This window comes from Methylobacterium sp. J-078 (genome assembly GCF_022829285.1).
GTDB lineage: Bacteria > Pseudomonadota > Alphaproteobacteria > Rhizobiales > Beijerinckiaceae > Methylobacterium.
In genome coordinates this window covers 74,806-101,067 of record NZ_JAKSYI010000094.1, presented here as the reverse complement: position 1 = coordinate 101,067, position 26,262 = coordinate 74,806, and the positions used below count along the sequence as shown (strand labels likewise).

Below are 26,262 nucleotides of genomic sequence, written 5' to 3'. Positions count from 1 at the left end.
GCGGTGAGGCCGGAAGGACTAGGTCCCGACCGTGCTGGAGCTGTTTGAAGATGGAAGAGTTGATCGCCCGCGTCACGAACCGGACCGGCCTCGATGCCGCGACGGCCCAGACCGCCATCGGCCATATCCTGGCCTTCCTCCAGAAGGAGGGGCCCGCCACCGAGGTCAGCCAGCTGCTCGGCGCTCTGCCGGGATCCGAGACCGCGATCGCCGATTCCAATGCCGGCGAGGGCGGTGGCGGCCTGATGGGCATGCTCGGCGGCATGATGGGCGGGGGCGGCGTGATGGCTCTGGGCCAGAAGCTGATGTCGGCCGGCGTGCCGATGGGCCAGATGCAGCCCCTCGGCCAGGAGCTGTTCGCCTATGGCCGCGAAAAGGCCGGCGAGGACGTCATGGGGCCGATCGTCGGCTCGATCCCGGGCCTGAACCAGTTCGTCTGAGATCCCGAGTCCGGTCCTTCGGCGACTACCCATCGCGGCGTCCACGGAGGACCGGGCTCCTCACTTTGCAAACCCCTCTGGCAAAACGGTAATCCGTGTCATAAAAGCGTGTGCGCTTCGTGATGTTGTGGCCCTCCGAAGGCACGAGGCCAGGGGCTCCCGCGGAGCCGCCTCGGTGTCCCGACAGGGCGGATTGGACGATGGTCCCGAACTTCGCGCGCGATGCCTCCACGGCGTGGCTCAATGGCTGGGAGGCGCACGTGCACGCCCCCTTCGCCCGGCTCAAGCAGCGCAATGCGGAAGCCGGCCTGCCGGGCTTCCATCCCCGCGGCCTGCTGCTCCCGCCGGGGGCCACTCCGATCCGATTCAAGCCGCGCCTGAAGAAGCCCCTGGCCGCGCCCGGCCTCGCGCCGACCCTGGGGCGCATCGGCAGCCTGGAGGTGCGGCTCGCCACCACCGTCTCGGAGATCCGGCGGGCGCAGCGCCTGCGCTACCGGGTGTTCTACGAGGAGATGTCGGCGGTCCCGAGCGGCCTCGCGATGCTGTCGCGCCGGGACATCGACGATTACGATGCGGTCTGCGACCATCTCCTCGTCATCGACCACGCGGCGGTGGACGCCACGCCCTTCGCCGCCAAGCCGTTCCGCCGGCCCCGGCCGAAGGTGGTCGGCACCTACCGGCTCCTGCGCCAGGAGGCGGCGGACCGCCATTTCGGTTTCTACACGGCGGGGGAATACGACATCGCTCCGGTGATGGCGGCTAATCCGGGTGCCCGCTTCCTCGAACTCGGCCGCTCCTGCGTGCTGAAGCCCTACCGGACGAAGCGGACGGTGGAACTGCTCTGGGCCGGCATCTGGGCCTATGTTCAGCACCATCGCATCGACGCCATGCTGGGCTGCGCCAGCCTGGAGGGGACGGACCCGGAGCGGCTCGCCCTGCCGTTGAGCTTCCTCCATCACCACGCCCGGGCCGCCGAGGGCTGGTGCGCCCGCGCCCTGCCCGAGCGCTACGTGCCCATGAACCGCCTCGCCCGCGAGGCCGTGGACCCGAAGGCGGCGCTGCAGGCCCTGCCCCCGCTGATCAAGGGCTACCTGCGCGTCGGCGCCACCTTCGGCGACGGCGCCGTCATCGATCACCAGTTCGGCACCACCGACGTCTTCGTCGTGCTGCCGGTCTCGGCGATCGCGGCGCGCTATCGCGACCATTTCGGGCCGGCGGCGAACCGGCAGGCGGCCTGATCGACGTCAGGCCCGGGCATCCGCCACGAGGGTGGCAAGTCCCTCGCGATAGGTCGGATAGGCGAGGTCGACGCCGAGTTCCTCCCGGATACGGAGGTTCCGCACCCGCTTGTTCTCGCCGTAGAAGCTGCGCGCCATCGGGCTGAGGTCGGCGGTCTCGAAATCGACCTCCGGGGGCAGCGGGAGCCCGGCGAGCTTGGCGGCGTATTCGGTGACCACCTGCGGTGGCGTCGGTTCGTCGTCGGTGACGTTATAGACCGCGCCGTTGCGCGGCCGGTCGATCGAGGCCAGCAGCGTCGTGGCGATATCGTCCACGTGGATGCGGTTGAAGACCTGCCCCGGCTTGATGATACGCTGCGACTTGCCCTCGCGCAGCTTCACGATCGGATTGCGCCCCGGTCCGTAGATGCCCGACAGGCGGAACACCTGCACGGCCTTGCCCGTCTCGGCGCCCAGCGCCAGCCAGTCGTTCTCGACGGAGAGACGCCCGCGCGAGCGTCCGCTCACCGGGCTCGGGGCCGTCTCCTCGTCGATCCAGGCGCCCTGGTGGTCGCCGTAGACCCCAATGGTCGAGAGGTAGCCGATCCAGCCGATACGGCTGTCGGCGATGGACGCGCGGTAGCGCTCCAGCACCGTGTCGCCGTCGCGCCCCGGCGGCGCCGAGACGAGGAGCACGTCCGTGTCGGCGAGATCGGCCGCGATGCGGGGATCGTCGGAATCCGGTCCGAAGGCCCGCATCTCGGCGATAGCGCCCGGTCCGGTCCGCGCCGGATCGGTGACCGTGGCGCGCACCGTGTCGAAGCGGCTACGGGCACGCTCGACGAAGCGGCGGGCGGTGAAGCCGAGACCGAAGACGAAAAGGTTCATGAGGCGGCGTGTCCTGGTATCCCGGAGCCATCGGAATCGAGGGCGATGCGCCACTCGTCCCGGACGGCGTCGTCGGTTTCGCCCAAACCCCGGGCGTTGAAAAGGTCCCGCAGCCGCGCCGGGGCGACGAGGCGGCCGAGGGCCCACACCGCCATGCCGCGCACGAGGGGCGAGGAATCGGACAGGTTCGCCTCCGCCGCGTCCGCGAGGCTGGGCGCGCCGGAATTTCCGATCGCGACGAGGACGTTGCGCAGGAAGCGGTCGCGCCCCGTGCGCTTGACCGGCGTGCCGGCAAAGCGCGCGCGGAAGGCCGCGTCGTCGAGGCGGGCGAGGTCGGCGAGCGGCGGCGCGGCGAGGTCCGCGCGGGCGGCCATGCGCCCCTCCGCCGCCACGGCCGCGAACTTGTTCCAGGGACAGACCGCCAGGCAGTCGTCGCAGCCGAAGATCCGGTTGCCGATGGCGGCGCGGAACTCGGTCGGGATCGGTCCCACGTGCTCGATGGTGAGGTAGCTGATGCAGCGGCGCGCATCGAGTTGGTAGGGAGCCGGGAAGGCGTTCGTCGGGCAGATGTCGAGGCAGCGGCGGCACGAGCCGCAATGGTCGCCCTCCGGCGCGTCCGGCTCCAGCTCGGCGGAGGTGTAGATCGCGCCGAGCAGCAGCCAGTTACCGAGGTCGCGCGAGACCAGCACCGTGTGCTTGCCCTGCCAGCCGAGCCCGGCGGCAGCCGCCAGCGGCTTCTCCATCACGGGCGCCGTGTCGACGAAGACCTTCACGCGGACGTCGCCCTTGGCGGAGAGATAGCCGCCGAGTTCCTTGAGCTTGCCCTTGACCACCTCGTGGTAGTCGCGCCGCTGGGCATAGGCCGCGATGGCGCCCCGCTTACGTTGCGCCAGGAGCGCGAGGGGGTCGCCCTCGGGCCCGTAATTCATCCCCAGCACGACGACGCTGCGGACGCCGGGCCACAGGGTGGCGGGATCGGCGCGCTGGTCGGCGCGCTCCGCCATCCAGTCCATCTCGCCGTGGTGGCCGTCCGCGAGCCAGGCGACCAACCTGTCCCGGAGTTCGGGGACGGCGTCGGGCCGCGTGATGCGGACAGCCTCGAAGCCGAGGAGGCGCGCCCGTGCCTCGACCGCCCGGCGCAGGTCGGCGCCCGCCAGGACCTTGCGCGGTGCCTTCGTCGACCGCGCTGCCTGCGCCGGTGGTGATGCGTTCAAAAATCCAGGTTCGCGTAGTGGTCGGCCGGCGCCATGCCGGGCACCCGGTCCGCCAGGAGCGTGCGGAAGGACGGACGCGACTTCACACGCGCGTACCAGTCCCTCGCCGTCTCGTCCTCGTCCCATGGCACGTCGCCGAGATAATCCACGCAGGAGAGGTGGGCCGCCGCCGCGAGATCCGCATAGGTCAGATGGTCGCCCGCGATCCACTTCCGGCGGGACATCAGGTAGCCGATGTATTTCATGTGGTAGCGCACATTCGTGCGCGCCGCCCGAATGGCATGCATGTCCGGCGGGCCGCCGCCGTTGGCGCTGTTCATGAAGCGCTTCGAGATCTTTTCCGTGACGAGGTACTCGGTGACCTCGGCGTTGAACTTCACCAGGAACCAGTCGAGCAGGCGGCGCACCTCGACCCGCGCCGCCGTCGTCTCGGGCAGGAGGCGCCGACCGCTGAGGCCGAGGCCCCGGGTCTCGTCGAGATACTCGGCGATGATGCCGGCGCCGGGCACGGCCAGACCGGTCTGCTCCACCAGCACCGGGGTGGTCCCGGCCGGGTTGATCAGCAGGAAGGCCTCGCGCCGGTCCCAGGCACGCTCCTCCATCAGCGTCGGCTCCATCCCCATCTCGGAGAGAACGAGGCGGATGAACCGGGAATGCGGGCAGAAGGGAGAGTGGTAAAGCGTCGCCATCGAGGCCGTTTCGCACGGGGAAGGTTTGCCGGGGGAACGAACCGCGTCGGTGCCCGGCGGGGATGGTCGGCCGGGTAAGACTTATTGCCCGATCATTGCCGCCTCATTAACACGCCCGTCGCGAACGCGATAACCATCCGTCAACCTTGATGGATCACGTTCGATCCGCGATGGAAGCGCCGCCGGATGAACCACCGGGCTTAGAGCGTGTCACCGGCCGGGCCTTCCCAGACACCCAAACCGTCGAGGCGATGAGATGATGGATGCGATGGGCATCGCGAAGGCGGTCGTGCTCGCCGTGGTGGAGGGGGCGACCGAGTTCATCCCCGTCTCGTCGACGGGGCACCAGCTCCTGGTGGGGCACTTCATCGGCTTCCAGTCCCCCAACAACACCTTCGAGGTGCTGATCCAGCTCGGCGCCATCCTGGCGATCCTGGCGGTCTACTTCCGGCGGCTGCTCGGCATCACCCTGGCGCTGCCCAACGACCCCAGGGCGCGCCGCTTCGTGGCCGGCATCCTGCTGGCGTTCCTGCCGGCGGCCATCATCGGCGGCCTCTTCTCGAAATACATCAAGTTCTACCTGTTCAACCCCTGGATCGTCTGCGCGACCCTGGTGGCCGGCGGTCTGGTGCTGCTCGTCCTCGACGACACCGACCTCGAGGTGAAGAAGCGCGACGTCTTCGACTTCACCCTGCCGATGGACCTGAAGATCGGCCTGTTCCAGTGTCTCGCCATGATCCCCGGCGTGTCGCGCTCGGGCGCCACCATCGTGGGCGCGATGCTGATGGGCGCAGACAAGCGCTCGGCCACCGAATTCTCGTTCTACCTCGCGATCCCCACCATGGCAGGCGCCTTCGCCAAGGACCTGCTCGACAACTACAAGAACCTCTCGCGCGACGACACCGGCCTGATCGTGATCGGCTTCATCGTGGCCTTCATTTCGGCCTTCATCGTGGTGCGGACGGTGCTCGACTACGTCGCCTCGCACGGATTTCGCCTGTTCGCCTGGTGGCGCATCATCGTCGGCTCGCTCGGCTTCGCGGGCCTGATCATCTTCGGCTGATCGGACCTCCACGACCGGGGGCGGCGCCCGGGCGGATTGGGATTTAAAATACAAGACGCGAGGGCGATTGCGTCCGCGCGCGACGGCGTGCAAGGGCTGTCCGGAAAGACAGCCCGGCCGCGCTTGGCCGGAGCCAAGCCGCTTGGCCGGAGCCAAGCACATGCGGAGGCCAGCCCCGATGGAAGACCGTCCCCTCGCCGACCTGTTTCCGCCCGCGACCCGCGAGCGCTGGCTCGGCCTCGTCGACGGTGTCCTGAAAGGCGGAGATTTCGAGAAGCGCCTCGTCTCGAAGACGGCCGACGGCATCCGCATCGAACCCCTCTACGACGCCGCGGCGCCGGTGGCGCAGCCCGTGCGGGCCCCCGGCCCCTGGCGGGTCTCCCAGCGGGTCGACCACCCGGACGGCGCCCAGGCGAGCGCCTTAGCCCTCGCCGATCTCGAGGGCGGCGCGGACGCCCTGACGCTGGTCTTCGCCGGCGCCCCCGCCGCGCGGGGCTACGGCCTCACCGCGACCAATGCCGCCGACCTCGACGCGGCGCTCGGCAACGTCATGCTTCCCCTGATCGCCACACGTCTGGACGCAGGCGCGCGTGGGATCGAAGCCGCCTTCCTGATCCGGGACGTGGTCAAGGCCCGCGGCGAGACCCTGAAGGGCCTCGACCTCGACCTCGGCCTCGACCCCATCGGCACCCTCGCTTCCGGCGGCTCCCTGGCGGAGGATCACGGGGCCGAACTCGGCCGCACCCTCGCGGCCTTCGATGCCGAGGGCTTCACGGGTCGCGCCTGCCTCGCCGACGGCCGGCCCTACCATGAGGCCGGGGCCAGCGAGGCCGCCGAACTCGCGGCCGTGCTCGCCACCGCCGTGGCCTACCTGCGCGTGCTGGAGGCCAACGGGCACGCGCTGGAGCGCGCTCGGGATGCCGTCGCGATCCTGCTGACCGCCGATGCCGACGAATTCCTGACCATCGCCAAGTTCCGGGCCATGCGCCGGCTGTGGGCCCGGGTGGAAGCGGCCTGCGGGCTGTCCCCCAAGCCGCTCCGCCTGCATGCCGAGACCGCCTGGCGGATGATGAGCCGTCGCGACCCCTTCGTGAACATCCTGCGTACCGCCATGGCCGCCTGCTCGGCGGGCCTCGGCGGCGCCGACGCGATCACCGCCCTGCCCTACACGGCGGCACTCGGCCTGAGCGACGCCTTCGCGCGCCGGGTGGTGCGCAACAGCCAGATCGTTCTCATCGAGGAATCCAACCTCGCCCGCGTCGCCGACCCGGCCGCCGGTGCCGGCAGCTTCGAGACGCTGACGGGCGAGTTGACCACGGCGGCCTGGGCCGCGTTCCAGGAAATCGAGCGCGAGGGCGGCATCGTCGCGAGCCTGCAGGCCGGCGCGATCCAGGGGCGGATCGCCGCCACGCAGACGATCCGGGCCCGGAACGTCGCCACCCGGCGCGAGGCCCTGACCGGCGCCAGCGAGTTCCCCTACCTCGCCGAGAAGCCCGTCACGGTGCTGGACGCCGCCCCGGTGGCGGCGCCCCCGGCCGCCGGCTTCGGCGGCGGAGCGGCCATCACCGCGGCACCCCTGCCCTCGCTGCGCCTCGCCGAGCCCTACGAGGCTCTGCGCGACGCGTCCGACGCGGTGCTCGCCGCGCAGGGCCGCCGCCCATCGGTGTTCCTGGCCAATCTCGGGCCCGTGGCGGTCTTCAACGCCCGCTCGACCTTCGCCGCCAATGCCTTCGCGGCCGGCGGCATCGAGGCGGTGAACCAGGAGGGCTTCACCGATCCGGCGGCCCTGTCCGAGGCCTTCCGCGCCTCGCGCGCGCGCATCGCCTGCCTGTGCTCGTCCGACGCCCTCTATACCACCCACGCGGTGGAGGCCGCGCGCGCCCTCAAGGCAGCTGGCGCGACCACGCTGTACCTCGCCGGCAAGGCGGGGGACCTCGCCGAGCCCCTGAAGGAAGCGGGTGTCGACGGCTATCTCCACGCGGGGGGCGACGTTCTGGCGCTGCTGACAGGAGCGCTGGCGCACGCGACGAACGAATAGGCGCGCAACCGACGCGGCACCACGGTCGTTCCTGGCCCAGTCGATTCGAAACACGAACGGAATCCCATGCGACGCGCAGCCCTCGCGGTGACCACCCTCGCCCTTCTGACCGCCTCCGCCGGAGTTGCGGACGCCGCCAAGAAGAAGGTCCAGGTGCCGAACCGCTACGACGGCGCCTGGAGCATCGAGGTGGTCACCCTCGACGGTCCCTGTGACCGGGCCTACCGCTACGGCGTCCAGATCCGTCGCGGCGAGGCGAGCTATGCCGGCGGCGAGTTCAACATCCGGGGCCGGGTGTCGCAGAGCGGCGCGGTGCGGGCCGTGATCTCGCGCGGCAACGACGCCGCCGACGTGGTGGGCCGCCTGGGGCGGCAGGGCGTCGGAAACGGCACCTGGACCACCACCGGACTGATCGCCTGCAGCGGGCGCTGGAACGCCGAGCGCCGGGGCTGAACCGGATTTGTGGTGAGCGAGCCACAACGCCGCGCCATCGCGATCCGAGTGAACGCATCGCGCTGATCTGCCCTTCTCCGGACCAAATCGGCAGGGAATACTGGGTGCGAATCGAGATCGATTTCGCACGGGGCTTCCCAATATGAAGGCTTTGCTGTTCGGCGCGTTGGCGATGACGTTCGGGTTGGGCAGCGTTGCGGTGGCGGCCGGGCGCAACCCGGTGCAGCCCCACGCCGTCATGTCGCCCCTGGAGAAGGCCGCGACGGATTGCTTCGCCGAGACGGTGCTGGCGAATCCCGCCGCCACGCGCCACGCCCGCGCCGGCCGCTGGTACGAGGCGGCGAGCGTGACGGGCTTTCTCTGCCGTCCGGAAGTCGACGCGATGATCCGGGTGCACGACCAGCTCTACGGCCGCGGGACCGGCACGCGCTACTTCCAGAATGCCTATACCCGCCACCTCGGACGGGAACTCGCGGAACGCCTGCAGCCGACGCTGGAGCGCAAGGCCATGGCCAGCGCCGAGCCTCCGGCCGATAAGGGCGATGCCTCCGAGGCGGACAAGCCGTCGGAATAGGGTTGCCGTGCGATAAGACGATTGTCTTAACTCGTATTCTGCTATCGTCGACGCGCGGAAATCCCGAGCGAAGCAGGCTTTCCCGGCGGTTTTGGAACGATCTCGGATGGCCTCCCCACGCTCGGCCACGCAGGGGCCGCTGGCAACGCAATGTGAGAGCGCGGCGCTTGAATCGGAGCGTCTCGACCGCAGGGGTGTGCACGGACTTTCGGCGGCGGCTCTCCATCTCGCGCATCGCGTGATGGATGCGGCGGAGACCCGGTATGCCTATGATGCGGCCACGATCGCCGCGCTGCGTACCCAGGTCACCACACAGGCCGCGCTCATCAGGTCCCAGGCCGATCTCATTTCGCAGATCCAAACCACCTTCGACCGTGCGGCGGCCGCAGCGCAGATCGGCGTCTGGGAATGCGATCTGCCGAGCGAGACGCTGCGCTGGAGCGACACCGTCTGCGACCTGTTCGAATTTCCCCGTGGTTCGACTCCGGATCGCGCAGTCACCCTCGCCTGCTACCCGGACGAGGCGCGCCAAAGGCTCATTGCAGCCCGCAGCGAAGCCATTGCCCGCCGCTCAAGTTTCACCCTCGATACCGAGATCATCGGCAGGCGCGGTACACGACGCTGGATCCGCATCACGGCGACGGTGGAATGCCGAGGCGACGTACCAGTGCGCATCTTCGGCCTGAAGCAGGACATCACGGACGAGCGGCTACGCTCCGAACGCATCCGCTACTCGGCGGAGTTCGACTACCTCACCGGCTTGGCCAACCGGGCCGTCTTCGAACGGCATCTCGCGGCTCTGCCCGAGAATGGAACCCTTCTCCTCGTCGACCTCGACGGCTTCAAGGCGATCAACGACGTGTACGGCCATGCCGCCGGCGACGCCTGCCTGAAGGAAGCGGCCGGGCGCCTCGGCGCGACCTGCCGCGGCACCGACCTCGTGGCGCGGATCGGCGGGGATGAATTCGCCGTGCTGATCACGAACGATCCCAACGGCCGTCTCGGAGAATCGCTCGGACAGCGGATCGTCGACGCGATGCGTGCCCCCTTCCCCCACGGAACCGCAAGGCTCGGCTTCGGTGCTTCGGTGGGACTTGCCCGCGCCGGATGCTCCTCGCCTGCGGAGCTGTTCGATCGGGCGGACAAGGCCCTGTACGCCGCCAAGCTCGCGGGACGCGGCCGGATCGGATTTGCGGCCCCGGATCTTTCCCGCGCGGGCATCGACGCAAATTGCAGCGGTTCGTGACCGTATGTGTGGGTCGCCCCGAACGCGCGCGAAGAATGTCGCACGGGCGACATGGCCCGCAAAAGTCACGGGCATTACCACATAGATTAATATCGGGACTGCACGAAGACCATTAAGGGTTCGATGCTGCGTACGGCGACTGCCGGTCCGCACCCGGCCGAATTCGAGATGTGACGGCGGCGTCCGGTATCCGGACCGTCATGGGAGCCCGTGAATGCTCGGCTGGTTCAAGGCCCTGATGCCCAGGGAGGATCGCTTCTTCGATCTGTTCGCGCGGCATTCCCAGACGCTGGTCGCCGGTGCCGAAGCGCTCCAGGGCGTTCTGGAGGGCGGTGAGTCCGTGCCGCGCTACTGCCAGGTCATCGTCGATCGCGAGCACGAGGCCGATGGGATCACCGCCGAGGTGCTCCTGGCCGTGCGCCGCAGCTTCATCACCCCCTTCGACCGGGGCGACATCAAGGACCTGATCCAATCGATGGACGATGCCATCGACCAGATGAACAAGACGGTGAAGACCATCGCGCTCTACGAGGTGCGCAGCTTCGAGCCCCTGATGCGCGAGATGGGCGGCACCGTCATCGAGGCGGCACGCCTCACCGCCGAGGCGATCCCCCTGCTCACCGCGATCGACAAGCACGCGGGCCGCCTCAACGCCCTCACCGAGCAGATCACCCGCGTGGAGGGGCGCTCGGACGAGATGCAGGAGCGCGGGCTCAAGGCTCTCTACCAGGCCCACCGCAAGAACGGCGGCGACGGCGACACCATGGCCTACCTCATCGGTGCCGAGATCTACGGCCACCTGGAGGATGTCGTCGACCGTTTCGAGGACGTCGCCAACGAGATCAGCGGCATCGTGATCGAGAACGTCTGAGGCGATGACCGACGTCGCCCTCGCCTTCCCGCTCCTCGTCGGCCTGATCGCGGTCGCGCTGCTGTTCGATTTCCTGAACGGCCTGCACGACGCGGCCAATTCCATCGCCACCATCGTGTCGACGCGGGTGCTGCGGCCGCAATACGCGGTGCTCTGGGCCGCGTTCTTCAATTTCATCGCATTCCTGTTCTTCGGCCTGCACGTGGCCCAGACCCTCGGCACCGGCATCATCGATGCGGGAATCGTGACCCCGCAGGTGATCTTCAGCGCTCTCGTCGGCGCGATCGTCTGGAACGTCGTCACCTGGATCTTCGGCATTCCGTCGAGTTCGTCGCACGCGCTCGTGGGCGGTCTCCTGGGGGCGGGCCTGGCGAAGGTCGGGCTCAGCGCCGTGGTCTGGAGCGGGGTCCTGAAGACGGCGGCCGCCATCGTGCTCTCGCCGCTCGTCGGTTTCCTGCTGGCGCTGCTGCTGGTGCTGATCGTCTCCTGGATCTGCCGGCGCGCGACGCCCTTCGGGGTCGACCGCACGTTCCGCATCCTGCAATTCGCCTCCGCCTCCCTCTACTCCCTGGGGCATGGCGGCAACGACGCACAGAAGACCATGGGGATCATCGCCCTCCTGCTGTACTCGCAAGGCTATCTCGGGGGCGAGTTCCATGTCCCCCTCTGGGTCGTGCTCTCCTGCCACGGCGCCATCGCCCTCGGCACCCTAAGCGGGGGCTGGCGCATCGTTCACACGATGGGCTCGAAACTGACGCGGCTCAACCCGATGCAGGGCTTCTGCGCCGAGACCGGCGGCGCGATCACGCTCTTCGCCGCGACCTTCGCGGGGGTGCCGGTCTCGACCACCCACACGATCACGGGAGCGATCGTGGGTGTCGGCGCGGCACGCCGGACCTCCGCCGTGCGTTGGGGCGTTGCCAGCAACATCGTCGTCGCCTGGGTGTTGACCTTACCGGCGGCGGGACTGGTCTCGGCGGCCTGCTACGCCATCACCACCCTGTTCCGCTAGACGATCGGGTTCGCCGTGCCGTCCTCATCCCCGAAAGGCGCCAAGGCGGCGCCGAAGACGATCACGCGGAGGACGGTCGCACCAAGGAAGGCCGAACCCAAAGCCCTGAAGGCGAAAACCCAGGACGCGAAACTCCAACCGGCGAAGGCGCCGGGACCAGAGGTCCCTCCACCCAAGGCGCCATCCCTGAAACTGAAGCCGGCCAAGGCGCCCTCCCCCAAGGCGCACGCCTTCCTCGTCGGGGTGAAACGCCGGCGCGAAGCCTTGCGCGTCTACGCGGTCCTCACGGCCTCGGAAGCGGTGGCGCTGGCCATCGTCGAGGCGGCGAGCGGCGAGGACGTTACGGTCGAGCCGGTCGGGCGCCTCTCGAAGAAGCTGGCCCGACCGCTCAAGCTGCTGACGGGCGAGCCGCGCCTGATCTGAGACGGGTCAATCGTCCATCTTCAGGGCGGCGATGAAGGCCTCCTGTGGGATCTCGACCTTGCCGAACTGGCGCATCTTCTTCTTGCCCTCCTTCTGCTTGTCGAGGAGCTTGCGCTTGCGGGAGATGTCGCCGCCGTAGCACTTGGCGGTCACGTCCTTGGACAGGGCCTTGATGGTCTCGCGGGCGATGATCTTGCCGCCCAAGGCCGCCTGGACCGGAATCTGGAACAGGTGGCGGGGGATGAGGTCCTTCAGCTTCTCGCACATCGCCCGGCCGCGATGCTCGGCGCGGGTGCGGTGGACCAGCATCGAGAGAGCGTCCACCGGCTCGGCGTTGACGAGGATCGACATCTTCACGAGATCGCCCTCGCGGTAATCCGAGATGTGGTAGTCGAACGAGGCATAGCCCTTCGAGATCGATTTCAGGCGGTCGTAGAAGTCGAACACCACCTCATTCAGCGGCAGGTCGTAGACGACCATGGCGCGCTTGCCCACGTAATTGAGGTCGACCTGCGTGCCGCGCCGATCCTGGCAGAGCTTGAGCACGCCGCCGAGGTACTCGTCCGGCGTGAGGATGGTGGCGCGGATCCACGGCTCCTCAATGGCGGTGATCTTCATCACGTCCGGCATGTCGGCCGGGTTGTGCAGCTCCTTGATGGTGCCGTCCGTCATCTGCAGGCGGTAGACCACCGAAGGCGCCGTCGAGATCAGGTCGAGGTTGAACTCGCGCTCCAGACGCTCCTGGATGATCTCGAGGTGGAGCAGTCCGAGGAAGCCGCAGCGGAAGCCGAAGCCGAGGGCCGCGCTAGTCTCCATCTCGTAGGAGAACGAGGCGTCGTTCAGGCGCAGCTTGCTCATCGCGCTGCGCAGGGTCTCGAACTCGGCCGCGTCGACCGGGAACAGCCCGCAGAACACGACCGACTGCACGTCCTTGAAGCCCGGCAGCATCTCCTTGCACGGGCGCTTGTCTTCCGTGAGGGTGTCGCCGACGCGGGTGTCCGCAACCTCCTTGATCGAGCCGGTGAAGAAGCCGACCTCGCCGGGGCCGAGCTCGCCGATATCGGCCATCTTCGGGCGGAACACGCCGATCTTGTCGACGCCGTGCACGGCATCGGCCCGCATCATGCGGATGTTCATGCCCTTCTTCAGCACGCCGTCGACGATGCGCACCAGCACGACGACGCCGAGGTAGACGTCGTACCAGCTGTCGACGAGCAGGGCCTTCAGGGGCGCGTCGCGGTCGCCCTTGGGCGGCGGCAGGCGGGTGACGATGGCCTCCAGCACCGCCTCGATGTTGAGGCCGCTTTTCGCCGAGATCGCGACGGCTTCCGAGGCGTCGATGCCGATCACCTCCTCGATCTGCGCGCGGATGCGCTCCGGCTCGGCGGCCGGCAGGTCGATCTTGTTGAGGACAGGCACGATCTCGTGGTTGGCGTCGAGCGCCTGGTAGACGTTGGCCAGCGTCTGCGCTTCCACACCCTGGCTCGCATCGACCACCAGCAACGAGCCTTCGCAGGCGGCCAGACTCCGGGACACCTCGTAGGCGAAGTCCACGTGGCCGGGCGTGTCCATCAGATTGAGGATGTAGTCCTTGCCGTCCTCGGCCTTGTATTCGAGGCGCACCGTCTGCGCCTTGATGGTGATGCCGCGCTCCTTCTCGATGTCCATCGAGTCGAGCATCTGCTCGCTCATGTCGCGCAGGGCCACGGTGCCGGTGGTCTGAATCAGCCGGTCGGCCAGCGTCGACTTGCCGTGGTCGATATGCGCGACGATGGAGAAGTTGCGGATGTTGTCGATGGGCGTCGTTGTCATCGAGGATGCGATCTCCGGCGCGCGCGGCCCGCCGTCAAGGGACGGACCCGGCGCACGGTCTCATGAGTGAGGGAAACTGATCGCTCGCAGATAGCAGCGCAGGCTCCGTGCGCCAAGCGCGGGAGCCAGGCCGCGGATGAAGCCGGGCCGCACCCATTGCGATGAATGCCCGATACTTCGCCGGCGCGACCCGGCTCGCCGACGGTATCGGTAGTTGCCGGCTTTGATGAGATGCAATCGGCGGAGCGGCCATGGGGCCGATCAGGTGATCGCCACCGCACGGTGCCGACGCATGGCAGCGTTCCGGCCGCCAGACCTTCTTGGTTCGCCGCCATCGACATCCCGAAGACCAAACCGACGGCAGCCTGATCTTCGATCAGGAGAAAATAAATCAAAGCGATACTATTAGATATAAACTTTTACAGTACTTGCGCACAACGGCAGACTTAAACCTATATTTAATCATTGTCGATTTATCTGTCCAAAGAAATAAACGATGAAAAATCTCGAAGAATCGATCTAAAGCGAATTCCAATGATGTCATCAGCGCGAAAACTCATCCTTTTGGCGGTAAGCGCATTGGCTTTCGGGGTCAATTCGGTGAACGCCCAAGGATTCGCGACGGAAAAACTGAATTACCGCCGTCCGACCTCGATTCCGTTTCCAGACGATGCTCCGTATTCGCCCCAGATGGCGACACTCGGCAAGATGTTGTTCTTCGATCCGCGCCTGAGCGGCAAGCAGAACCTCAGCTGCGCGAGCTGTCACAATCCATCCTTCGGCTTCGAGGTCCCCGTGTCCGGCGCGATCGGAGCGACGAACAAGCCCCTGGCCCGCAAGGCGCCGACCGTGCTGAACGCAGCCTGGCTTCCGACGCTCTTCTGGGACGGGCGGGCTCCCGACCTCGAGACGCAGGCGATGGGTCCGATCACGGCCGATGCCGAGATGGACGGGAAGTTCCCGGAGATCATCGCCCGCCTGAAGGGCACGCCGGAATACGAGGCCTGGTTCGGCAAGCTGTTTCCCCGCGACGGCGTCACGCAGGACAACATCCTGACCGCGATCGCCACCTACGAGCGGACGGTGGTGTCGGGATGGGCGCCCTTCGACCGCTGGGTCGAGGGTGACGCGACGGCGATCTCGCCCGCCGCTCAGCGCGGTTTCGCGGTGTTCACCGGCAAGGGCCAATGCGCGGCCTGCCACACCGGTTGGAACTTCACCGACAACAAGTTCCACGACCTGGGCGTGCAGACGAAGGACATAGGCCGTGCGGCCTTCGAGCCCGACAACCCGCTGGCGAAACACGCGTTCAAGACGCCGGGCCTGCGCAACCTGACCTACCGCGCCCCCTTCGGCCATGCGGGCCAGTTCGCGAATCTCGACCAGATCGTCGCCTTCTACGAAACGGGAGGCATCGCGCGGCCCTCGAGGTCTCCGTTGATGAAACCCATCCGGCTCGAACCGCAGGAACGCGAGGATCTCATCGCCTTCCTGCATTCGTTGACCGCGGAACAGACGCGTATCGCCCTGCCGAACCTGCCGAACTGACGCCCGAGACAGGACGCACCACGATGTCGATCCGCTACAAGATCCTGCTTCCGCTCCTCGGCTTCATGCTCCTGGCGGGCCTCCTGGCCGGAGTCACCGGCCTGCTCGGCCTCCGGGTGGCCGGCGACCTGTCGACCCTCGCCGAGCGCACCACCGAGGTCAACGACGCGAGCCGCGCGGCCCGCGACCGCTTCCGCCGCATGGAGGAACTCGTCGGACGCATCAGCGCGATGACGGACCTCATCGACATGGCGCCGGTCAATGCCGAATTCACGGCCGCGAGCGACAAGCTGACCGTCCTTCTCGAAAGCCTGACCACCAACGCCCTGTCCGAGCGGATGCGGATCCTGTCGCGAAGCACGGAAGCCGAGGCGGGGCAGTGGCGCCGCGACGCGGAGATCCTGCTCGGCCTCCGGTCGGCGCGCAAGGTCCCGACCCTGGAGCGCCTGACCCAGCGCAGCCAGCGGTTGCGGCAACTTTTCGACGAGGCCGTGGCCCTGGCCGCCGAGGATGCGCGGGCGCAGATTCAGGCGACCCGCGCGGCGACGGTCTAGGAGATCTGGGCGATGCTCGGACTGAGCGGCGCGGCGGTCCTGGCCGGTTCGGGCACGGCCTGGTGGCTTGCCGGCAATCTGGCACGGCCGCTGATGAGGCTGACCGTGGAAACCTCACGCCTCGCTGCCGGCGATACGCGGGTCGACCTCGCGGCCGCGACCCGTCGGGACGAGATCGGCGACATCGCCCGGGCCGTCGTGGCGATCCGCGACATGTCCCTCGCGGAGGCCGCGCGGCAACTCGAGACCACCGAGGCCGCACGCATGCGGGCGGAGGAGGCGCGGCGGACCTTGCTGCGGGACCTCGCCGATCGGTTCGAGACGTCCGTCGGCGGGATCGTCGCGGGTGTGTCACGGGCCGTGGCCGGCCTGCAGGCCTCATCGGGCTCCATGCGGTCGGCCGTCGAAGGGACGGCCCTGCGCTCCACCAGCGCGGCGGATGCCGCGCGGCAGACGTCCGACAACGTCGACGCCGTGGCCGCCGCTGCGGACGAACTGGGCTCGACGGTGAACGAGATCGGCCGGCAGGTCGTGCAGGCCGCCGGGATCTCGTCGACCGCCGTCCACACCGCGACCCGCACCGCCGAGACCATGGCGGCCCTGTCCAACGCCGCGACCCGGATCGGCGACGTCGTCGGCCTGGTGTCGACCATCGCGGGTCAGACGAACCTGCTCGCTCTCAACGCCACGATCGAGGCGGCCCGCGCCGGAGAGGCGGGCCGTGGCTTCGCGGTCGTCGCGACCGAAGTGAAGGAACTGGCCTCACAGACGGCCAGGGCGACCGAGGACATCGGCCGTCAGATCGGAGCGATCCAGACGGCCACCAGCGGAGCCGCGCAGGCGATCCAGGAGATCACCGCGCAGATCCAGGCGATGAGCGGCGTGACGACGAGCATCGCCAGCGCCATCGAGGAGCAGGGTGTCACCACGCAGGAGATCGTGCGCAGCATGGCCGAGGCGTCCGCCGGTGCCGGCCAAGTGACGGCCGACATCTCGGAAGTGGCCCATTCGGCGGATGGCGCCGGACAGGCGGCTCACGCCGTGGCGACGTCCGCCGACGTCCTCGCCGAACAGGCGCGCACGCTGCACGTGGAAATCGACCAGTTCCTGCGCAACGTCCGAGCCGCCTGAGCGAATGGGGGGTGCCGGGGCGACGGCCTATTCGGCCTTCGCCTCGCCCCGGCGCGCCTCGGCCGCCATCGTCACCAGCACTTTGCGCAAGGCCCCCATCTCGCGGACCGGCTCCGGGTAGAGCACCCGCGCGGTCCGGTCCGCGGCCAGGAGGTCCATGCCCTCCGGATCGAGGCCGGTGAGGCGCCAGGGGCCCGGCTCGGCACCGGAGGCGACGGCGTAGAGCGCGAGGGCGTCGGCGTGATCGGCGTTCATGTGCTCGACGGCGCCGGCCTCGCCGGCCACCAACCCTTCGGCGCCCGCGAGATCGAGCCGCAGTTCATCCGCCCTCAGCACGGCGGCCTTGGCAAAGCCCCCGTTGAGATGTCCGGCGCCCGGCTCCAGGGCGAAGAAGCCGAAATCCGGAAAGTCCGCGTACAGCTTGGATTTCGGGTGCCGCGCGACGAAGCGGGCGCGGGCACGCGGATCGGCCGTCTGCGTCACGCGCCCCGTCACCGTCAGGCGCGGATGCGCGAGCGGGTCTCCCTTGCCGCCGGCGCTGAACAGCAGCGAGGCGCGCGGGTCGGCCAGCAGGTTGCGGGTGTGCGCCGAGAGGCGCGAGAGCAGCATCAGGGGGGTGCCGTCGACATCCGTGGCGATGGTCACCAGGGAGGCGAAGGGCGTGCCGTCCTCCGGATCGAGGGTGGCGAGCGCGCCCGAGCGAATCGAGCGCAGGAGATGGCGGGCCAGCCCGATCGCGTCGAACGGCGCTTCGGCCGCCGGCAGCGGCACCGCCGGCTCGCGCCGCTCGCCCCCCGTGTTGGTCTCGCCCTCGGCCATGGATCCTCCCCCGATTCGATGCCCGCGAACCGGCGCTCAGGCCGCGTTCAGCCGGACGATCATAGCCAGGGTTTCGGGCTCCGCACGAGGGCACCGGACTGCGGCCCGTTGGCATCAGTCAAGCCGCAAACGAACAAACGACCGAGGTCGCTCGCTTTTATCGCACAGAGTCATTACACAGCCTGACTCTCCGCGCGAACGCGGCCCGCCCCCCGGCACGGTCGCCACCGCGTTTTTGCCGATCCTTGTGAGCCGTCCGCGACGGTGAATCGGGGTGGGATGCGGAGGGGCGGGCGCCATCAGACGTTCGCCGAGCCGCATCCGAGCAACAGGACACGCGCATGCCGACCATCGCCCTCGTGGACGACGACCGAAACATCCTCACCTCCGTCTCGATCGCCCTCGAGACCGAAGGCTACCGCATCCAGACCTACACCGACGGCGCCTCGGCGCTGGACGGCCTGAAGCATTCCCCGCCGGACCTCGCGATCTTCGACATCAAGATGCCGCGCATGGACGGGATGGAGCTTCTCAGGCGTCTGCGGCAGAAATCCGACCTTCCGGTGATCTTCCTGACCTCGAAGGACGAGGAGATCGACGAGCTGTTCGGCCTCAAGATGGGCGCCGACGATTTCATCCATAAGCCGTTCTCGCAGCGCCTGCTGGTCGAGCGCGTGAAGGCCGTGCTGCGCCGCTTCGCCCCCAAGGACGGTCCGGGCGCCGCCGCCCGCGAGGCCGATGCCGCCGCACGCTCCCTGGAGCGTGGGCTCCTGATGATGGACCCCGAGCGCCACACCTGCACCTGGAAGGGCGAGCCCGTCACCCTGACGGTAACGGAGTTCCTGATTCTTCAGGCCCTGGCGCACCGGCCCGGCGTCGTGAAGAGCCGCAACGCCCTGATGGATGCGGCCTACGACGATCAGGTCTACGTGGACGACCGGACCATCGACAGCCACATCAAGCGCCTGCGCAAGAAGTTCAAGGTGACCGACACGAGCTTCGACATGATCGAGACGCTCTACGGTGTCGGCTACCGCTTCAAGGAGAGCTGAGCGCCCGCCCGGGCCTCAGGCGCCCCCTCCCCGCAACGCTGTTCCTTCACCACCGGACGCCCGTGGCCACCACCGACCAAGCCGAAACCCCGTCGCGCGGCATGCTGGGATGGCCGCGCCAGATCTGGAACGGGATCGGTCAACGGGCCTCGTCGAGCCTGACGCGGCGCATCGTCGTGCTCAATCTCGTCGGGCTCATCGCCCTGCTGTTCGGCTTCCTCTACCTGAACCAGTTCCGCCAGGGGCTGATCCAGGCCCGGGTGCAGAGCCTGCTGATCCAGGGCGAGATCATCGCGGGCGCCATCGCCTCGTCGGCCTCGGTCGAGACCGACGCGATCCGGATCGACCCCGACAAGCTGCTCCAGCTCCAGGCCGGCGAGGCGGAAGAGCCCTCCTCCCCCCTCACCTTCTCCCTGAACCCCGAGCGCGTGGCCCCGCTGCTGCGCCGGCTGATCACGCCGACGGGCAACCGCGCCCGGGTCTACGACCAGGAGGGCGGCCTCCTGTTCGACACCCGAACCCTCTCGGCCCGCGGCGAGATGAGCCGCAGCGATCCGGATGTCCGCCCGCGCAAGGGCACGTGGCTGGAGAAGGCCTGGGAGGTCGTGCAGTCGAAATTCGCCGGGAGCACGCCGTCCCCCGGCGTCACCGAGGATGTCGGCCCCGCCAGTGGGCGCAGCCTCAAGGAAGTGCAGGTCGCGCTCGGCGGCGCGCGCGGCAACATCGTGCGGCGCAATCCGGCCGGGGAGACCATCGTGTCCGTTGCGGTGCCGATCCAGCGGGCGAATTCCGTCCGCGGCGCCCTGATGCTCTCGACGCAAGGGGGCGACATCGACCGGGTCATCGCCTCGGAGCGCTTCGGCCTGCTTCAGGTGTTCCTCATCGCGGCGGCCGTGATGCTGGTCCTGTCCATCCTGCTCGCCGGTGCCATCGCGGGGCCGGTACGGCGCCTCGCGGATGCGGCCGAGAAGGTGCGGCTCGGCATCAAGTCGCGGGAGGAGATCCCCGACTTCACCGGACGCACCGACGAGATCGGCCACCTCTCGGGCGCCCTGCGCGACATGACCCAGGCACTCTACCGGCGCATCGACGCCATCGAGAGCTTTGCCGCCGACGTCAGCCACGAGCTGAAGAACCCGCTGACCTCGCTCCGCAGCGCCGTCGAGACCCTGCCGCTGGCGAAATCCGACGATTCGCGGACCCGGCTGCTGGCGATCATCCAGCATGACGTGAAGCGCCTCGACCGGCTGATCTCGGACATCTCGGACGCCTCGCGCCTGGATGCCGAGCTTGCCCGCGCGGAGGCGCGCCGCGTCGACATGCGCAAGCTGATGACCACCGTGGTCTCGGTGGCCAACGAGCGCCGGCGCCCGAAGGACGCCCCGATCCAGTTCGACGTCGACGCGCCGGCCGGCGAAGGGGAATCGCCCCTGACGATCTTCGGGCACGACAGCCGGCTGGGCCAGGTGGTCAACAACCTCCTCGACAACGCCCGCTCGTTCTCGCCCCCCGACGCCAAGGTGCGAGTGGCCCTTCGCCGCGTTCGCAACGACGTGGAGCTGATCGTCGAGGACGAGGGGCCGGGCATCCCCGAACACGCCCTGGAGCGCATCTTCGAGCGGTTCTATACGGATCGCCCCGAGCAGGGCTTCGGCCAGAATTCCGGCCTCGGCCTCTCCATCTCCCGCCAGATCGTCCAGGCCCACCGGGGCACGATCCGGGCCGAGAACCGGCCGGGCCCCGCCGACGAGGAGGGCGAGCCCACCGTGCGAGGCGCCCGCTTCATCGTGCGCCTTCCGGCGGCGGCCCGCTGAGCGCCGAGGCCCTCTCGATGCCGGACGCCGTCGCGTGGGTCCATGCGAGTTGCGTGGCCATCGACGGCGCCGGCATCCTGATCCGGGGGGCGTCGGGGTCGGGCAAGTCGAGCCTCGCCCTGCTTCTCCTCGACCGTGTCGACGCGGCGCATGGGAATGCCGGGCTCGTCGGCGACGATCGAGTCGGCCTCACGCGCGCGGACGGCGTGATTCTGGCCCGGCCTCACCCCGCGCTCGGTTCCCGTATCGAGGTGCGTGGCCTCGGCCTCGTGCCGGCCGCGAAGGCCCTGGCCGATGCGCCGATCCACCTCGTGGTCGACCTCGTGGAGGCCTGCCCGCGCCTCCCCGAGGCACCGATGCGCGGGGTGACCCTCCTCGGCCTCGCCCGGCCGGGTCTCGTCCTCGACCGTGCGATGCTGCGCGCCGGGCTCGGGCCACGCCTCGTGCTCGACGCTCTGGAGGGGTGCCCCGGCGTGGCCCGCATGCCGCAGGCTCCGGTTCTGTTCCTGTCGCCCGGCACCGAACCGTAGCGCCGGGGCCACCACCGTGGCATGATCATGACGTTCGAGCACACAAAATGCCGCATTCACCTTGCGCTCGACCTTGCGCTGCACAAGATGGCGGCTCCGCTCACAAGGCGTTGGAACCCGCGTCGATGATTGGAATGGTGCTCGTCACACACGGGCTGCTGGCAACGGAGTTCAAGGCTGCCCTTGAGCACGTCGTCGGGCCGCAGAAGCAGATCGAGACCATCACCATCGGTCCCGAGGACGATATGGAGCTGCGCCGGCTCGACATCATGAATGCGGTCAGCCGCGTCAACAGCGGCAAGGGCGTCGTGGTGCTCACGGACATGTTCGGCGGCACGCCCTCGAACCTCGCCCTCTCGTGCATGAACGGCGGCGAAGTCGAGGTGGTGGCCGGCATCAACCTGCCGATGCTGATCAAGCTCGCCAGCGTGCGCGACGCCGAGCCCCTCGGCGAGGCCGTCCTGCACGCACAGGAAGCCGGGCGGAAGTACATCAACGTCGCGTCCCGCGTGCTCGCCGGCAAATAGCCTTCCTTCCCCTCGCGCCACAGCTTACAGCCATTCCAAGGCCCTGCTCCGCCAGCGGGCCCGCCGGAGCCGCGTCAAGCGGCGCGGGACGCCACGGAGGGGATTGCCAACGCCCATGAGCGACGACGACATCGACGACCTGCCGACCGTGCCCGAGGGTGGTCTGATCCAGGTGCTTCCGATCATCAACCGGCGTGGCCTGCACGCGCGGGCCTCCGCCAAGTTCGTGCAGACGGTGGAGCGCTTCGACGCCGCCGTCACCGTGACACGCTCCGGCGAAACGGTGGGGGGACGCTCGATCATGGGATTGCTGACGCTGGGCGCCGCGCAGGGCACCTCGATCGCGGTGGTGGCCTCGGGCAGCGACGCCGAGGCCTGCATGCAGGCCATCAGCGATCTCCTCGCCAACAAGTTCGGCGAGGACGAGTAGCCCCGTTCAGGCCGAGCGCTCGAGCCGCTCCGGCACGACTTCCGCCTGACGCCAGACCAAGGCGGACGCACCGGCGCCGAGGGTGATCGTGGCCGCGACGATCCTGTCCGCGCGTCGGGTCAGCGTCACCGTGACCTGATTGCGGCGGGCGAACAGGCGCGTCACCACCCGCACCATCGCGGCTTCGGAGGGGTCGCCGATGATCGGCGCGGACGACGCCTCGGCGTCGAGTAGGAGAAAAGCCTCCACCGCGTCTCGCACCTGATTCGGATCACGCACACGCTCGATGCGGGCAGGCTCGGATGCGTGAACGGGACGCACACCGACGAGGCTGTGCGCCGGGATCGTGCCGCGCGCGGTCACGGCCCGGAGACGGGACGCCGGCCCGGCCTCCGGGATCTCCGGAGCGGCCGGCGTGTCGAGCACCAGGGTCGCACGGGGCCGGATCGCCTGCAGCGCGGTCACGAGCGCCGCGCGGACCGGCTCGACGCTGCCGGGCGCGAAGGTCGGAGCGAGCGCGCTGCCGTAGGGCTGCCAGACCACAATCCGGCCATGCCCGAAGAGCGTGTGCGGCATGGCCAGGGGAATCACGGCGCCGAGCCGGTCCGGACCGTTCCCCACCGCCCAGGCCAGGGCGAAAACGAGGTCCCGCCCGCCCGCCTGATGTTGGGCCGCCGAGAGGAGGTAGTCCGGGTCGGCCCGGACGGGATCCGCGACGGCGGCGCGCGCAAGCAGTGCCCGCCACGCCGCGACCTCGCCCGCGCCGACGGAAGCCGGCCGATGCAGGTCGACGCGCCAAGCCACGGGCGCCTCGTCCGCAACGGCCTCGACCACCGCGTCGATCAGCGATGCGCCGCCCTCGATGACCGTGAAGCGGTGTCTCATGTCTCGATCCGATCCCGAATGCGTCCCGATGCGGGACACCCTCGCGCCATGGGGCGCTCTATGGGGTTCAGGTTTCAAGAACGGGACCAGCCGATTCCGGACAGCGAGCGCGGTCTCAGCTGCCGGGAATCGCGAGGGGATTGTGCGTGAGCGCCGCGGCGTCCGGGCCGTCGACGCGCGGACGGCCGAGGAAGGCGTCCCACAGGCGGGTGACGAAGGCCGGGTCGAGGTCGCGCACGATGAGCACCAGGCGGGAGCGGTGATCCGCATCCGGCCAGGCCGCGAGATGCACGGGTGCGTGGATGACGTGCTGGACCCCGTGCACCACGAGGGGTCGTTCCGGCGCGTCCGCGAGGGCCACCAGCCCCTTGAGGCGCAGGAGGTTCGGGCCGTGGCTGGAACGCAGCAGATCCAGGAACATCTCGAAGGCGGCGCGCGGCACAGGTGCGTCGCTGGTCAGGCTGAAGGCCCGGATCGCGGCATCGTGCCGATTCACGTCGTGGTGGTGGTGGCCGTGATGGTGTCCATGGTCGTGATGCTCGGCCCGCTCGGCCTCGGCGCCGAGCCAGGCGCGCACGTCGTCGCTCTTTCCGTCGAGGCCGAACAAGCCGCCGAGAAGCTCAGACGGCGGCACGGACGCGTCCCGGAACGGAGCCGACGGGTTCAGCGCCCGCAGCCGGGTTTCCAGCGCATCGCCGTCCTCGCCCGCCAGATCCCGCTTCGTGACGACGATCTGGTCGGCCACGGCCACCTGCCGCACGGCTTCGGCATGCGCGTCGAGGGTCGAGGCCCCGTTCACCGCGTCCACCACGGTGACGACGCCCTGCAGGCGGTACCGGATAACGAGGTAGGGATGATAGATCAGCGCGTGCAGGATCGGGGCTGGGTCGGCGAGGCCCGTCGTCTCGATCACCACCCGGCGGAAGGGCTGGATGCGGCCGTTGTCGCGTTTGCGCAGCAGATCTTCGAGGGTGGCGATGAGATCGCCGCGCACGGTGCAGCAGAGGCAGCCGGCGCCGAGCAGGACCATGCCCTCGTCGATCGTCTCGATGAGGAGGTGGTCGAGGCCGATCTCCCCGAACTCGTTGACGATCACCACCGTGTCGGTGAGCGCCGGGTCGCGCAGCATCCGGTTCAGCAGGGTCGTCTTGCCCGCCCCGAGAAACCCGGTGAGGACGGTCAGCGGAATCGGCTCGGGCGCGCGGGGATCGGGCTTGGACAGTTCGGTCATGTCCCTGACCTAGCCTTCCGGGACGCGGCGCTCAATCCTGCGGCGGTGTAATATTATAACACCGCCGATCGCCGGGTGCGTCCGGGCACGGGCGGGATCAGTCGTCCGCCTGAGCCTTGCTCGCCGACCGGGTGGATTTTCCCGCCGTCGCGGGCTTCGTGCTCGAGGCCTTGGCGGCGGGCTTCGCCTTCGCTTCCGGCTTGGCCTGGGGCTTCACGGCGGCCTTCGCGGACGGCTTGCGGACCGTATCGACCTTCAGCTTCGGCGCGCCCTCCATGACGGGGGTGGATTCCGCAGGGGCGAAGGCGCTCGCCGTGGCGGGGACGCCGCCCTTGCCACGGGCCAGGGCCTTCTTCGCCTCGGGCTTGGCTGCCTTGGCCGCGCCGGCTGCCGGTCCCTTGGCCTGCCGGGCCGCCTGGGCGGCTTCGCGCTTGGCCGCGATCGCCTCCAGCTTCGCCTTGCGCGCCTCGGCGAGCTTGGCGGCCTTCTCCGCTTTCTCGGCCTCCTCCTGCTCGTTGAGGGCGATGGCGCCCTCGGCGGGGTCGCGACCGATCCAGACCAGGATCGGCTGCAGCGGCGCGCGGGGCGGCAGGGCGCGGTTGCGCAGGGCCGCGCTGTTCATGGTGGCGAAGGCGAGCGCGGCGGAGGGCGGCGCGGCGGCGGCCATCAGCTGGGCGTTGGCGTTGTCGGCGCTGGCGCCGGCCGCTCCGGCGCTCGCCGTGATGGCCCCCTGGCCCTCGTCGACGGGCAAGGCCTTGCGCTTGTCGCAGATGTAGGGCCGCAGGTCCGGCGGCTCGCCGAGGTTGGAGGTCGGCAGCGCGTCAAGGGTCTGGGCGGTCCAGCCGGCGCTCTGCGAAAATCCGTAATCGAACAGGTCGGAGGCCTTGAGGTCGCGTTCACGGGCACTCGGCTGGCCCATCACCACGGTGATAATGCGCCGGCCGTTGCGGGTGGCGCTCGCCACCACGTTGAAGCCCCCCGAGCAGATGAACCCGGTCTTCATGCCGTCCGCGCCGGCATAGCGGCCGAGAAGGCCGTTGTGGTTGGCCATCACCGAGCGGCCGAACTGAATGGCGCTGATGGAGAACAGGGCGCGGCTCTCGGGAAAGTCGCGGATGAGGGCGCGGCCGAGGATCGCCATGTCGCGGGCCGTGGTCCATTGCCGGGCGTCGGGGAGGCCGTTGGGGTTGGTCCAGCGGCTCTCGCGCATGCCGATGCGCTGGGCGGTCTCGTTCATCATCTGGGCGAAGCCCTCGATGGAGCCGCCGAGATTCTCGCCGATCGCCCAGGCGACATCGTTGGCCGACTTGACCATGATGATCTTGAGGGCGTTGTCGAGGGTGAGCTTGGTGCCCGGGCGGAAGCCCATCTTCGAGGGCGGCTCGGCGGCGGCGGCGGCCGAGATCGTGATCAGCGAATCGAGGGAGAGCCGGCCCTGCCGCACGAGGTCGAGGGCGACGTAGGTGGTCATCAGCTTGGTGATCGAGGCCGGGAACCACGGATCGGTGGCCGCCTGCCCGTAGATCACCTTGCCGGAATCGACCTCCACCACGAGGATCGGCGACGTCACGGCATCCGCCGGCGCGGCGGCCAGCACACTCGCCGCCATCGCCAGGCCAGCGGCCAGGCGCCTCAACAATCCGTTCGACATCTGACCTGTCTCAAGAAGGTATGCCCCCGGCCCGACGAATATCGGCCCGCGCGGGTCGGCCGGTCAACGGCCAAGCTTGAGGCGGGCCGACGGAAGATCGTCGTCAAGCATGGTACGACTTGGCCGTGACTGAACGCCTAACAACCGGCG

The 26,262-nt window shown here is 69.0% G+C and carries 25 protein-coding genes and 1 pseudogene; 18 read left to right on the top strand and 8 right to left on the bottom strand.

Annotated features, from left to right (window positions below; genetic code table 11):
- Window positions 1-50: 50 nt before the first annotated feature.
- Both MKK58_RS14470 and MKK58_RS14465 read left to right on the top strand, forming a co-directional pair.
- On the top strand, window positions 51-440 hold the full coding sequence (locus MKK58_RS14470) for a DUF2267 domain-containing protein (RefSeq protein WP_238279887.1): 390 nt from the start codon (window positions 51-53) through the stop codon (window positions 438-440).
- Between the two features lie 200 nt (window positions 441-640).
- Entirely contained in the window at window positions 641-1,678 is a 1,038-nt protein-coding gene (locus MKK58_RS14465; protein ID WP_243912705.1) for a GNAT family N-acetyltransferase, read from the top strand.
- A gap of 6 nt (window positions 1,679-1,684) precedes the next feature.
- Here MKK58_RS14465 and MKK58_RS14460 read toward each other — a convergent pair whose 3' ends face one another.
- From MKK58_RS14460 to MKK58_RS14450, 3 genes are all read right to left on the bottom strand, one after another.
- Window positions 1,685-2,545 (bottom strand): SDR family oxidoreductase, encoded by an 861-nt coding sequence (locus MKK58_RS14460; protein ID WP_243912704.1) that lies wholly within the window; start codon window positions 2,543-2,545, stop codon window positions 1,685-1,687.
- Window positions 2,542-3,687 (bottom strand): tRNA epoxyqueuosine(34) reductase QueG, encoded by a 1,146-nt coding sequence (gene queG, locus MKK58_RS14455; protein WP_279578383.1) that lies wholly within the window; start codon window positions 3,685-3,687, stop codon window positions 2,542-2,544. The genes MKK58_RS14460 and queG overlap by 4 nt, the downstream gene beginning before the upstream one ends.
- 68 nt (window positions 3,688-3,755) lie before the next feature.
- Window positions 3,756-4,448: a glutathione S-transferase family protein gene (locus MKK58_RS14450; protein ID WP_238279890.1), complete on the bottom strand. Its 693-nt coding sequence runs from the start codon at window positions 4,446-4,448 to the stop codon at window positions 3,756-3,758.
- A 259-nt stretch (window positions 4,449-4,707) separates the two neighbouring features.
- Between MKK58_RS14450 and MKK58_RS14445 the strand changes: the two genes are divergently transcribed.
- The 8 genes from MKK58_RS14445 to MKK58_RS14410 all read left to right on the top strand — a co-directional run bounded on the left by MKK58_RS14445 (window position 4,708) and on the right by MKK58_RS14410 (window position 12,128).
- A complete protein-coding gene (locus MKK58_RS14445) occupies window positions 4,708-5,511 on the top strand; it encodes an undecaprenyl-diphosphate phosphatase (RefSeq protein WP_238279900.1) in 804 nt (267 codons plus the stop codon).
- Between the two features lie 178 nt (window positions 5,512-5,689).
- Window positions 5,690-7,549, top strand: coding sequence for a methylmalonyl-CoA mutase subunit beta (locus MKK58_RS14440; RefSeq protein ID WP_243912703.1), 1,860 nt, complete (start codon window positions 5,690-5,692; stop codon window positions 7,547-7,549).
- Between the two features lie 66 nt (window positions 7,550-7,615).
- Window positions 7,616-8,002, top strand: a complete 387-nt coding sequence (locus MKK58_RS14435; protein WP_243912702.1) for a hypothetical protein — start codon at window positions 7,616-7,618, stop codon at window positions 8,000-8,002.
- A 172-nt stretch (window positions 8,003-8,174) separates the two neighbouring features.
- Window positions 8,175-8,576, top strand: coding sequence for a hypothetical protein (locus tag MKK58_RS14430; protein WP_243912701.1), 402 nt, complete (start codon window positions 8,175-8,177; stop codon window positions 8,574-8,576).
- A 241-nt stretch (window positions 8,577-8,817) separates the two neighbouring features.
- Window positions 8,818-9,822: a GGDEF domain-containing protein gene (locus MKK58_RS14425; protein WP_243912700.1), complete on the top strand. Its 1,005-nt coding sequence runs from the start codon at window positions 8,818-8,820 to the stop codon at window positions 9,820-9,822.
- Window positions 9,823-10,036: 214 nt separating this feature from the next.
- On the top strand, window positions 10,037-10,693 hold the full coding sequence (locus MKK58_RS14420; protein ID WP_243912699.1) for a DUF47 domain-containing protein: 657 nt from the start codon (window positions 10,037-10,039) through the stop codon (window positions 10,691-10,693).
- Between the two features lie 4 nt (window positions 10,694-10,697).
- Window positions 10,698-11,705, top strand: a complete 1,008-nt coding sequence (locus tag MKK58_RS14415; RefSeq protein ID WP_243912698.1) for an inorganic phosphate transporter — start codon at window positions 10,698-10,700, stop codon at window positions 11,703-11,705.
- Between the two features lie 15 nt (window positions 11,706-11,720).
- Window positions 11,721-12,128, top strand: coding sequence for a hypothetical protein (locus tag MKK58_RS14410; RefSeq protein WP_243912697.1), 408 nt, complete (start codon window positions 11,721-11,723; stop codon window positions 12,126-12,128).
- A 6-nt stretch (window positions 12,129-12,134) separates the two neighbouring features.
- On the opposite strand, the gene lepA is transcribed toward MKK58_RS14410, so the two are convergent.
- Window positions 12,135-13,940 carry a translation elongation factor 4 gene (gene lepA / locus MKK58_RS14405; protein WP_243912696.1) on the bottom strand — a complete coding sequence of 602 codons (1,806 nt, stop codon included), beginning with the start codon at window positions 13,938-13,940 and terminating at the stop codon, window positions 12,135-12,137.
- 558 nt (window positions 13,941-14,498) lie between these two features.
- Here lepA and MKK58_RS14400 point away from each other — a divergent pair.
- From MKK58_RS14400 to MKK58_RS14390, 3 genes and pseudogenes are all read left to right on the top strand, one after another.
- Window positions 14,499-15,488, top strand: a complete 990-nt coding sequence (locus tag MKK58_RS14400; RefSeq protein ID WP_409565250.1) for a cytochrome-c peroxidase — start codon at window positions 14,499-14,501, stop codon at window positions 15,486-15,488.
- A 23-nt stretch (window positions 15,489-15,511) separates the two neighbouring features.
- On the top strand, window positions 15,512-16,042 hold the full coding sequence (locus MKK58_RS14395; RefSeq protein WP_243912695.1) for a hypothetical protein: 531 nt from the start codon (window positions 15,512-15,514) through the stop codon (window positions 16,040-16,042).
- Window positions 16,043-16,057: 15 nt separating this feature from the next.
- Window positions 16,058-17,173: pseudogene (locus MKK58_RS14390) on the top strand (methyl-accepting chemotaxis protein); the annotation flags it as partial.
- A 27-nt stretch (window positions 17,174-17,200) separates the two neighbouring features.
- On the opposite strand, the gene MKK58_RS14385 reads toward MKK58_RS14390, so the two are convergent.
- Window positions 17,201-17,992 (bottom strand): HugZ family protein, encoded by a 792-nt coding sequence (locus MKK58_RS14385; protein WP_243912694.1) that lies wholly within the window; start codon window positions 17,990-17,992, stop codon window positions 17,201-17,203.
- Between the two features lie 341 nt (window positions 17,993-18,333).
- Between MKK58_RS14385 and MKK58_RS14380 the strand changes: the two genes are divergently transcribed.
- From MKK58_RS14380 to MKK58_RS14360, 5 genes are all read left to right on the top strand, one after another.
- Entirely contained in the window at window positions 18,334-19,044 is a 711-nt protein-coding gene (locus tag MKK58_RS14380; protein WP_055947774.1) for a response regulator transcription factor, read from the top strand.
- A 101-nt stretch (window positions 19,045-19,145) separates the two neighbouring features.
- Window positions 19,146-20,858 (top strand): sensor histidine kinase, encoded by a 1,713-nt coding sequence (locus MKK58_RS14375; protein WP_243912758.1) that lies wholly within the window; start codon window positions 19,146-19,148, stop codon window positions 20,856-20,858.
- A 17-nt stretch (window positions 20,859-20,875) separates the two neighbouring features.
- Window positions 20,876-21,388 (top strand): HPr kinase/phosphorylase, encoded by a 513-nt coding sequence (locus tag MKK58_RS14370; protein ID WP_243912693.1) that lies wholly within the window; start codon window positions 20,876-20,878, stop codon window positions 21,386-21,388.
- 125 nt (window positions 21,389-21,513) lie between these two features.
- Window positions 21,514-21,915 (top strand): PTS sugar transporter subunit IIA, encoded by a 402-nt coding sequence (locus MKK58_RS14365; protein ID WP_238276371.1) that lies wholly within the window; start codon window positions 21,514-21,516, stop codon window positions 21,913-21,915.
- Between the two features lie 115 nt (window positions 21,916-22,030).
- Window positions 22,031-22,345 carry an HPr family phosphocarrier protein gene (locus tag MKK58_RS14360; protein WP_243912692.1) on the top strand — a complete coding sequence of 105 codons (315 nt, stop codon included), beginning with the start codon at window positions 22,031-22,033 and terminating at the stop codon, window positions 22,343-22,345.
- A gap of 6 nt (window positions 22,346-22,351) precedes the next feature.
- Here MKK58_RS14360 and MKK58_RS14355 read toward each other — a convergent pair whose 3' ends face one another.
- The 3 genes from MKK58_RS14355 to MKK58_RS14345 form a co-directional block, all read right to left on the bottom strand.
- Window positions 22,352-23,230, bottom strand: a complete 879-nt coding sequence (locus MKK58_RS14355) for a hypothetical protein (RefSeq protein WP_243912691.1) — start codon at window positions 23,228-23,230, stop codon at window positions 22,352-22,354.
- 115 nt (window positions 23,231-23,345) lie between these two features.
- On the bottom strand, window positions 23,346-24,461 hold the full coding sequence (locus tag MKK58_RS14350; protein ID WP_243912690.1) for a CobW family GTP-binding protein: 1,116 nt from the start codon (window positions 24,459-24,461) through the stop codon (window positions 23,346-23,348).
- Between the two features lie 97 nt (window positions 24,462-24,558).
- A complete protein-coding gene (locus MKK58_RS14345; RefSeq protein ID WP_243912689.1) occupies window positions 24,559-26,112 on the bottom strand; it encodes a D-alanyl-D-alanine carboxypeptidase family protein in 1,554 nt (517 codons plus the stop codon).
- Between the last annotated feature and the right edge of the window lie 150 nt (window positions 26,113-26,262).

Coding starts and splice junctions, on each gene's coding strand:
- MKK58_RS14470 (WP_238279887.1), top strand. CDS start 51: ATGGAAGAGTTGATCGCCCGCGTCACGAACCGGACCGGCCTCGATGCC.
- MKK58_RS14460 (WP_243912704.1), bottom strand. CDS start 2,545: ATGAACCTTTTCGTCTTCGGTCTCGGCTTCACCGCCCGCCGCTTCGTC.
- MKK58_RS14395 (WP_243912695.1), top strand. CDS start 15,512: ATGTCGATCCGCTACAAGATCCTGCTTCCGCTCCTCGGCTTCATGCTC.
- MKK58_RS14375 (WP_243912758.1), top strand. CDS start 19,146: ATGCTGGGATGGCCGCGCCAGATCTGGAACGGGATCGGTCAACGGGCC.
- MKK58_RS14450 (WP_238279890.1), bottom strand. CDS start 4,448: ATGGCGACGCTTTACCACTCTCCCTTCTGCCCGCATTCCCGGTTCATC.
- MKK58_RS14350 (WP_243912690.1), bottom strand. CDS start 24,461: ATGACCGAACTGTCCAAGCCCGATCCCCGCGCGCCCGAGCCGATTCCG.
- MKK58_RS14415 (WP_243912698.1), top strand. CDS start 10,698: ATGACCGACGTCGCCCTCGCCTTCCCGCTCCTCGTCGGCCTGATCGCG.
- MKK58_RS14370 (WP_243912693.1), top strand. CDS start 20,876: ATGCCGGACGCCGTCGCGTGGGTCCATGCGAGTTGCGTGGCCATCGAC.
- MKK58_RS14435 (WP_243912702.1), top strand. CDS start 7,616: ATGCGACGCGCAGCCCTCGCGGTGACCACCCTCGCCCTTCTGACCGCC.
- MKK58_RS14430 (WP_243912701.1), top strand. CDS start 8,175: ATGACGTTCGGGTTGGGCAGCGTTGCGGTGGCGGCCGGGCGCAACCCG.
- MKK58_RS14445 (WP_238279900.1), top strand. CDS start 4,708: ATGGATGCGATGGGCATCGCGAAGGCGGTCGTGCTCGCCGTGGTGGAG.
- MKK58_RS14380 (WP_055947774.1), top strand. CDS start 18,334: ATGCCGACCATCGCCCTCGTGGACGACGACCGAAACATCCTCACCTCC.
- MKK58_RS14440 (WP_243912703.1), top strand. CDS start 5,690: ATGGAAGACCGTCCCCTCGCCGACCTGTTTCCGCCCGCGACCCGCGAG.
- MKK58_RS14360 (WP_243912692.1), top strand. CDS start 22,031: ATGAGCGACGACGACATCGACGACCTGCCGACCGTGCCCGAGGGTGGT.
- MKK58_RS14345 (WP_243912689.1), bottom strand. CDS start 26,112: ATGTCGAACGGATTGTTGAGGCGCCTGGCCGCTGGCCTGGCGATGGCG.
- MKK58_RS14365 (WP_238276371.1), top strand. CDS start 21,514: ATGATTGGAATGGTGCTCGTCACACACGGGCTGCTGGCAACGGAGTTC.
- lepA (WP_243912696.1), bottom strand. CDS start 13,940: ATGACAACGACGCCCATCGACAACATCCGCAACTTCTCCATCGTCGCG.
- MKK58_RS14425 (WP_243912700.1), top strand. CDS start 8,818: ATGGATGCGGCGGAGACCCGGTATGCCTATGATGCGGCCACGATCGCC.
- MKK58_RS14355 (WP_243912691.1), bottom strand. CDS start 23,230: ATGAGACACCGCTTCACGGTCATCGAGGGCGGCGCATCGCTGATCGAC.
- MKK58_RS14385 (WP_243912694.1), bottom strand. CDS start 17,992: ATGGCCGAGGGCGAGACCAACACGGGGGGCGAGCGGCGCGAGCCGGCG.
- MKK58_RS14420 (WP_243912699.1), top strand. CDS start 10,037: ATGCTCGGCTGGTTCAAGGCCCTGATGCCCAGGGAGGATCGCTTCTTC.
- MKK58_RS14465 (WP_243912705.1), top strand. CDS start 641: ATGGTCCCGAACTTCGCGCGCGATGCCTCCACGGCGTGGCTCAATGGC.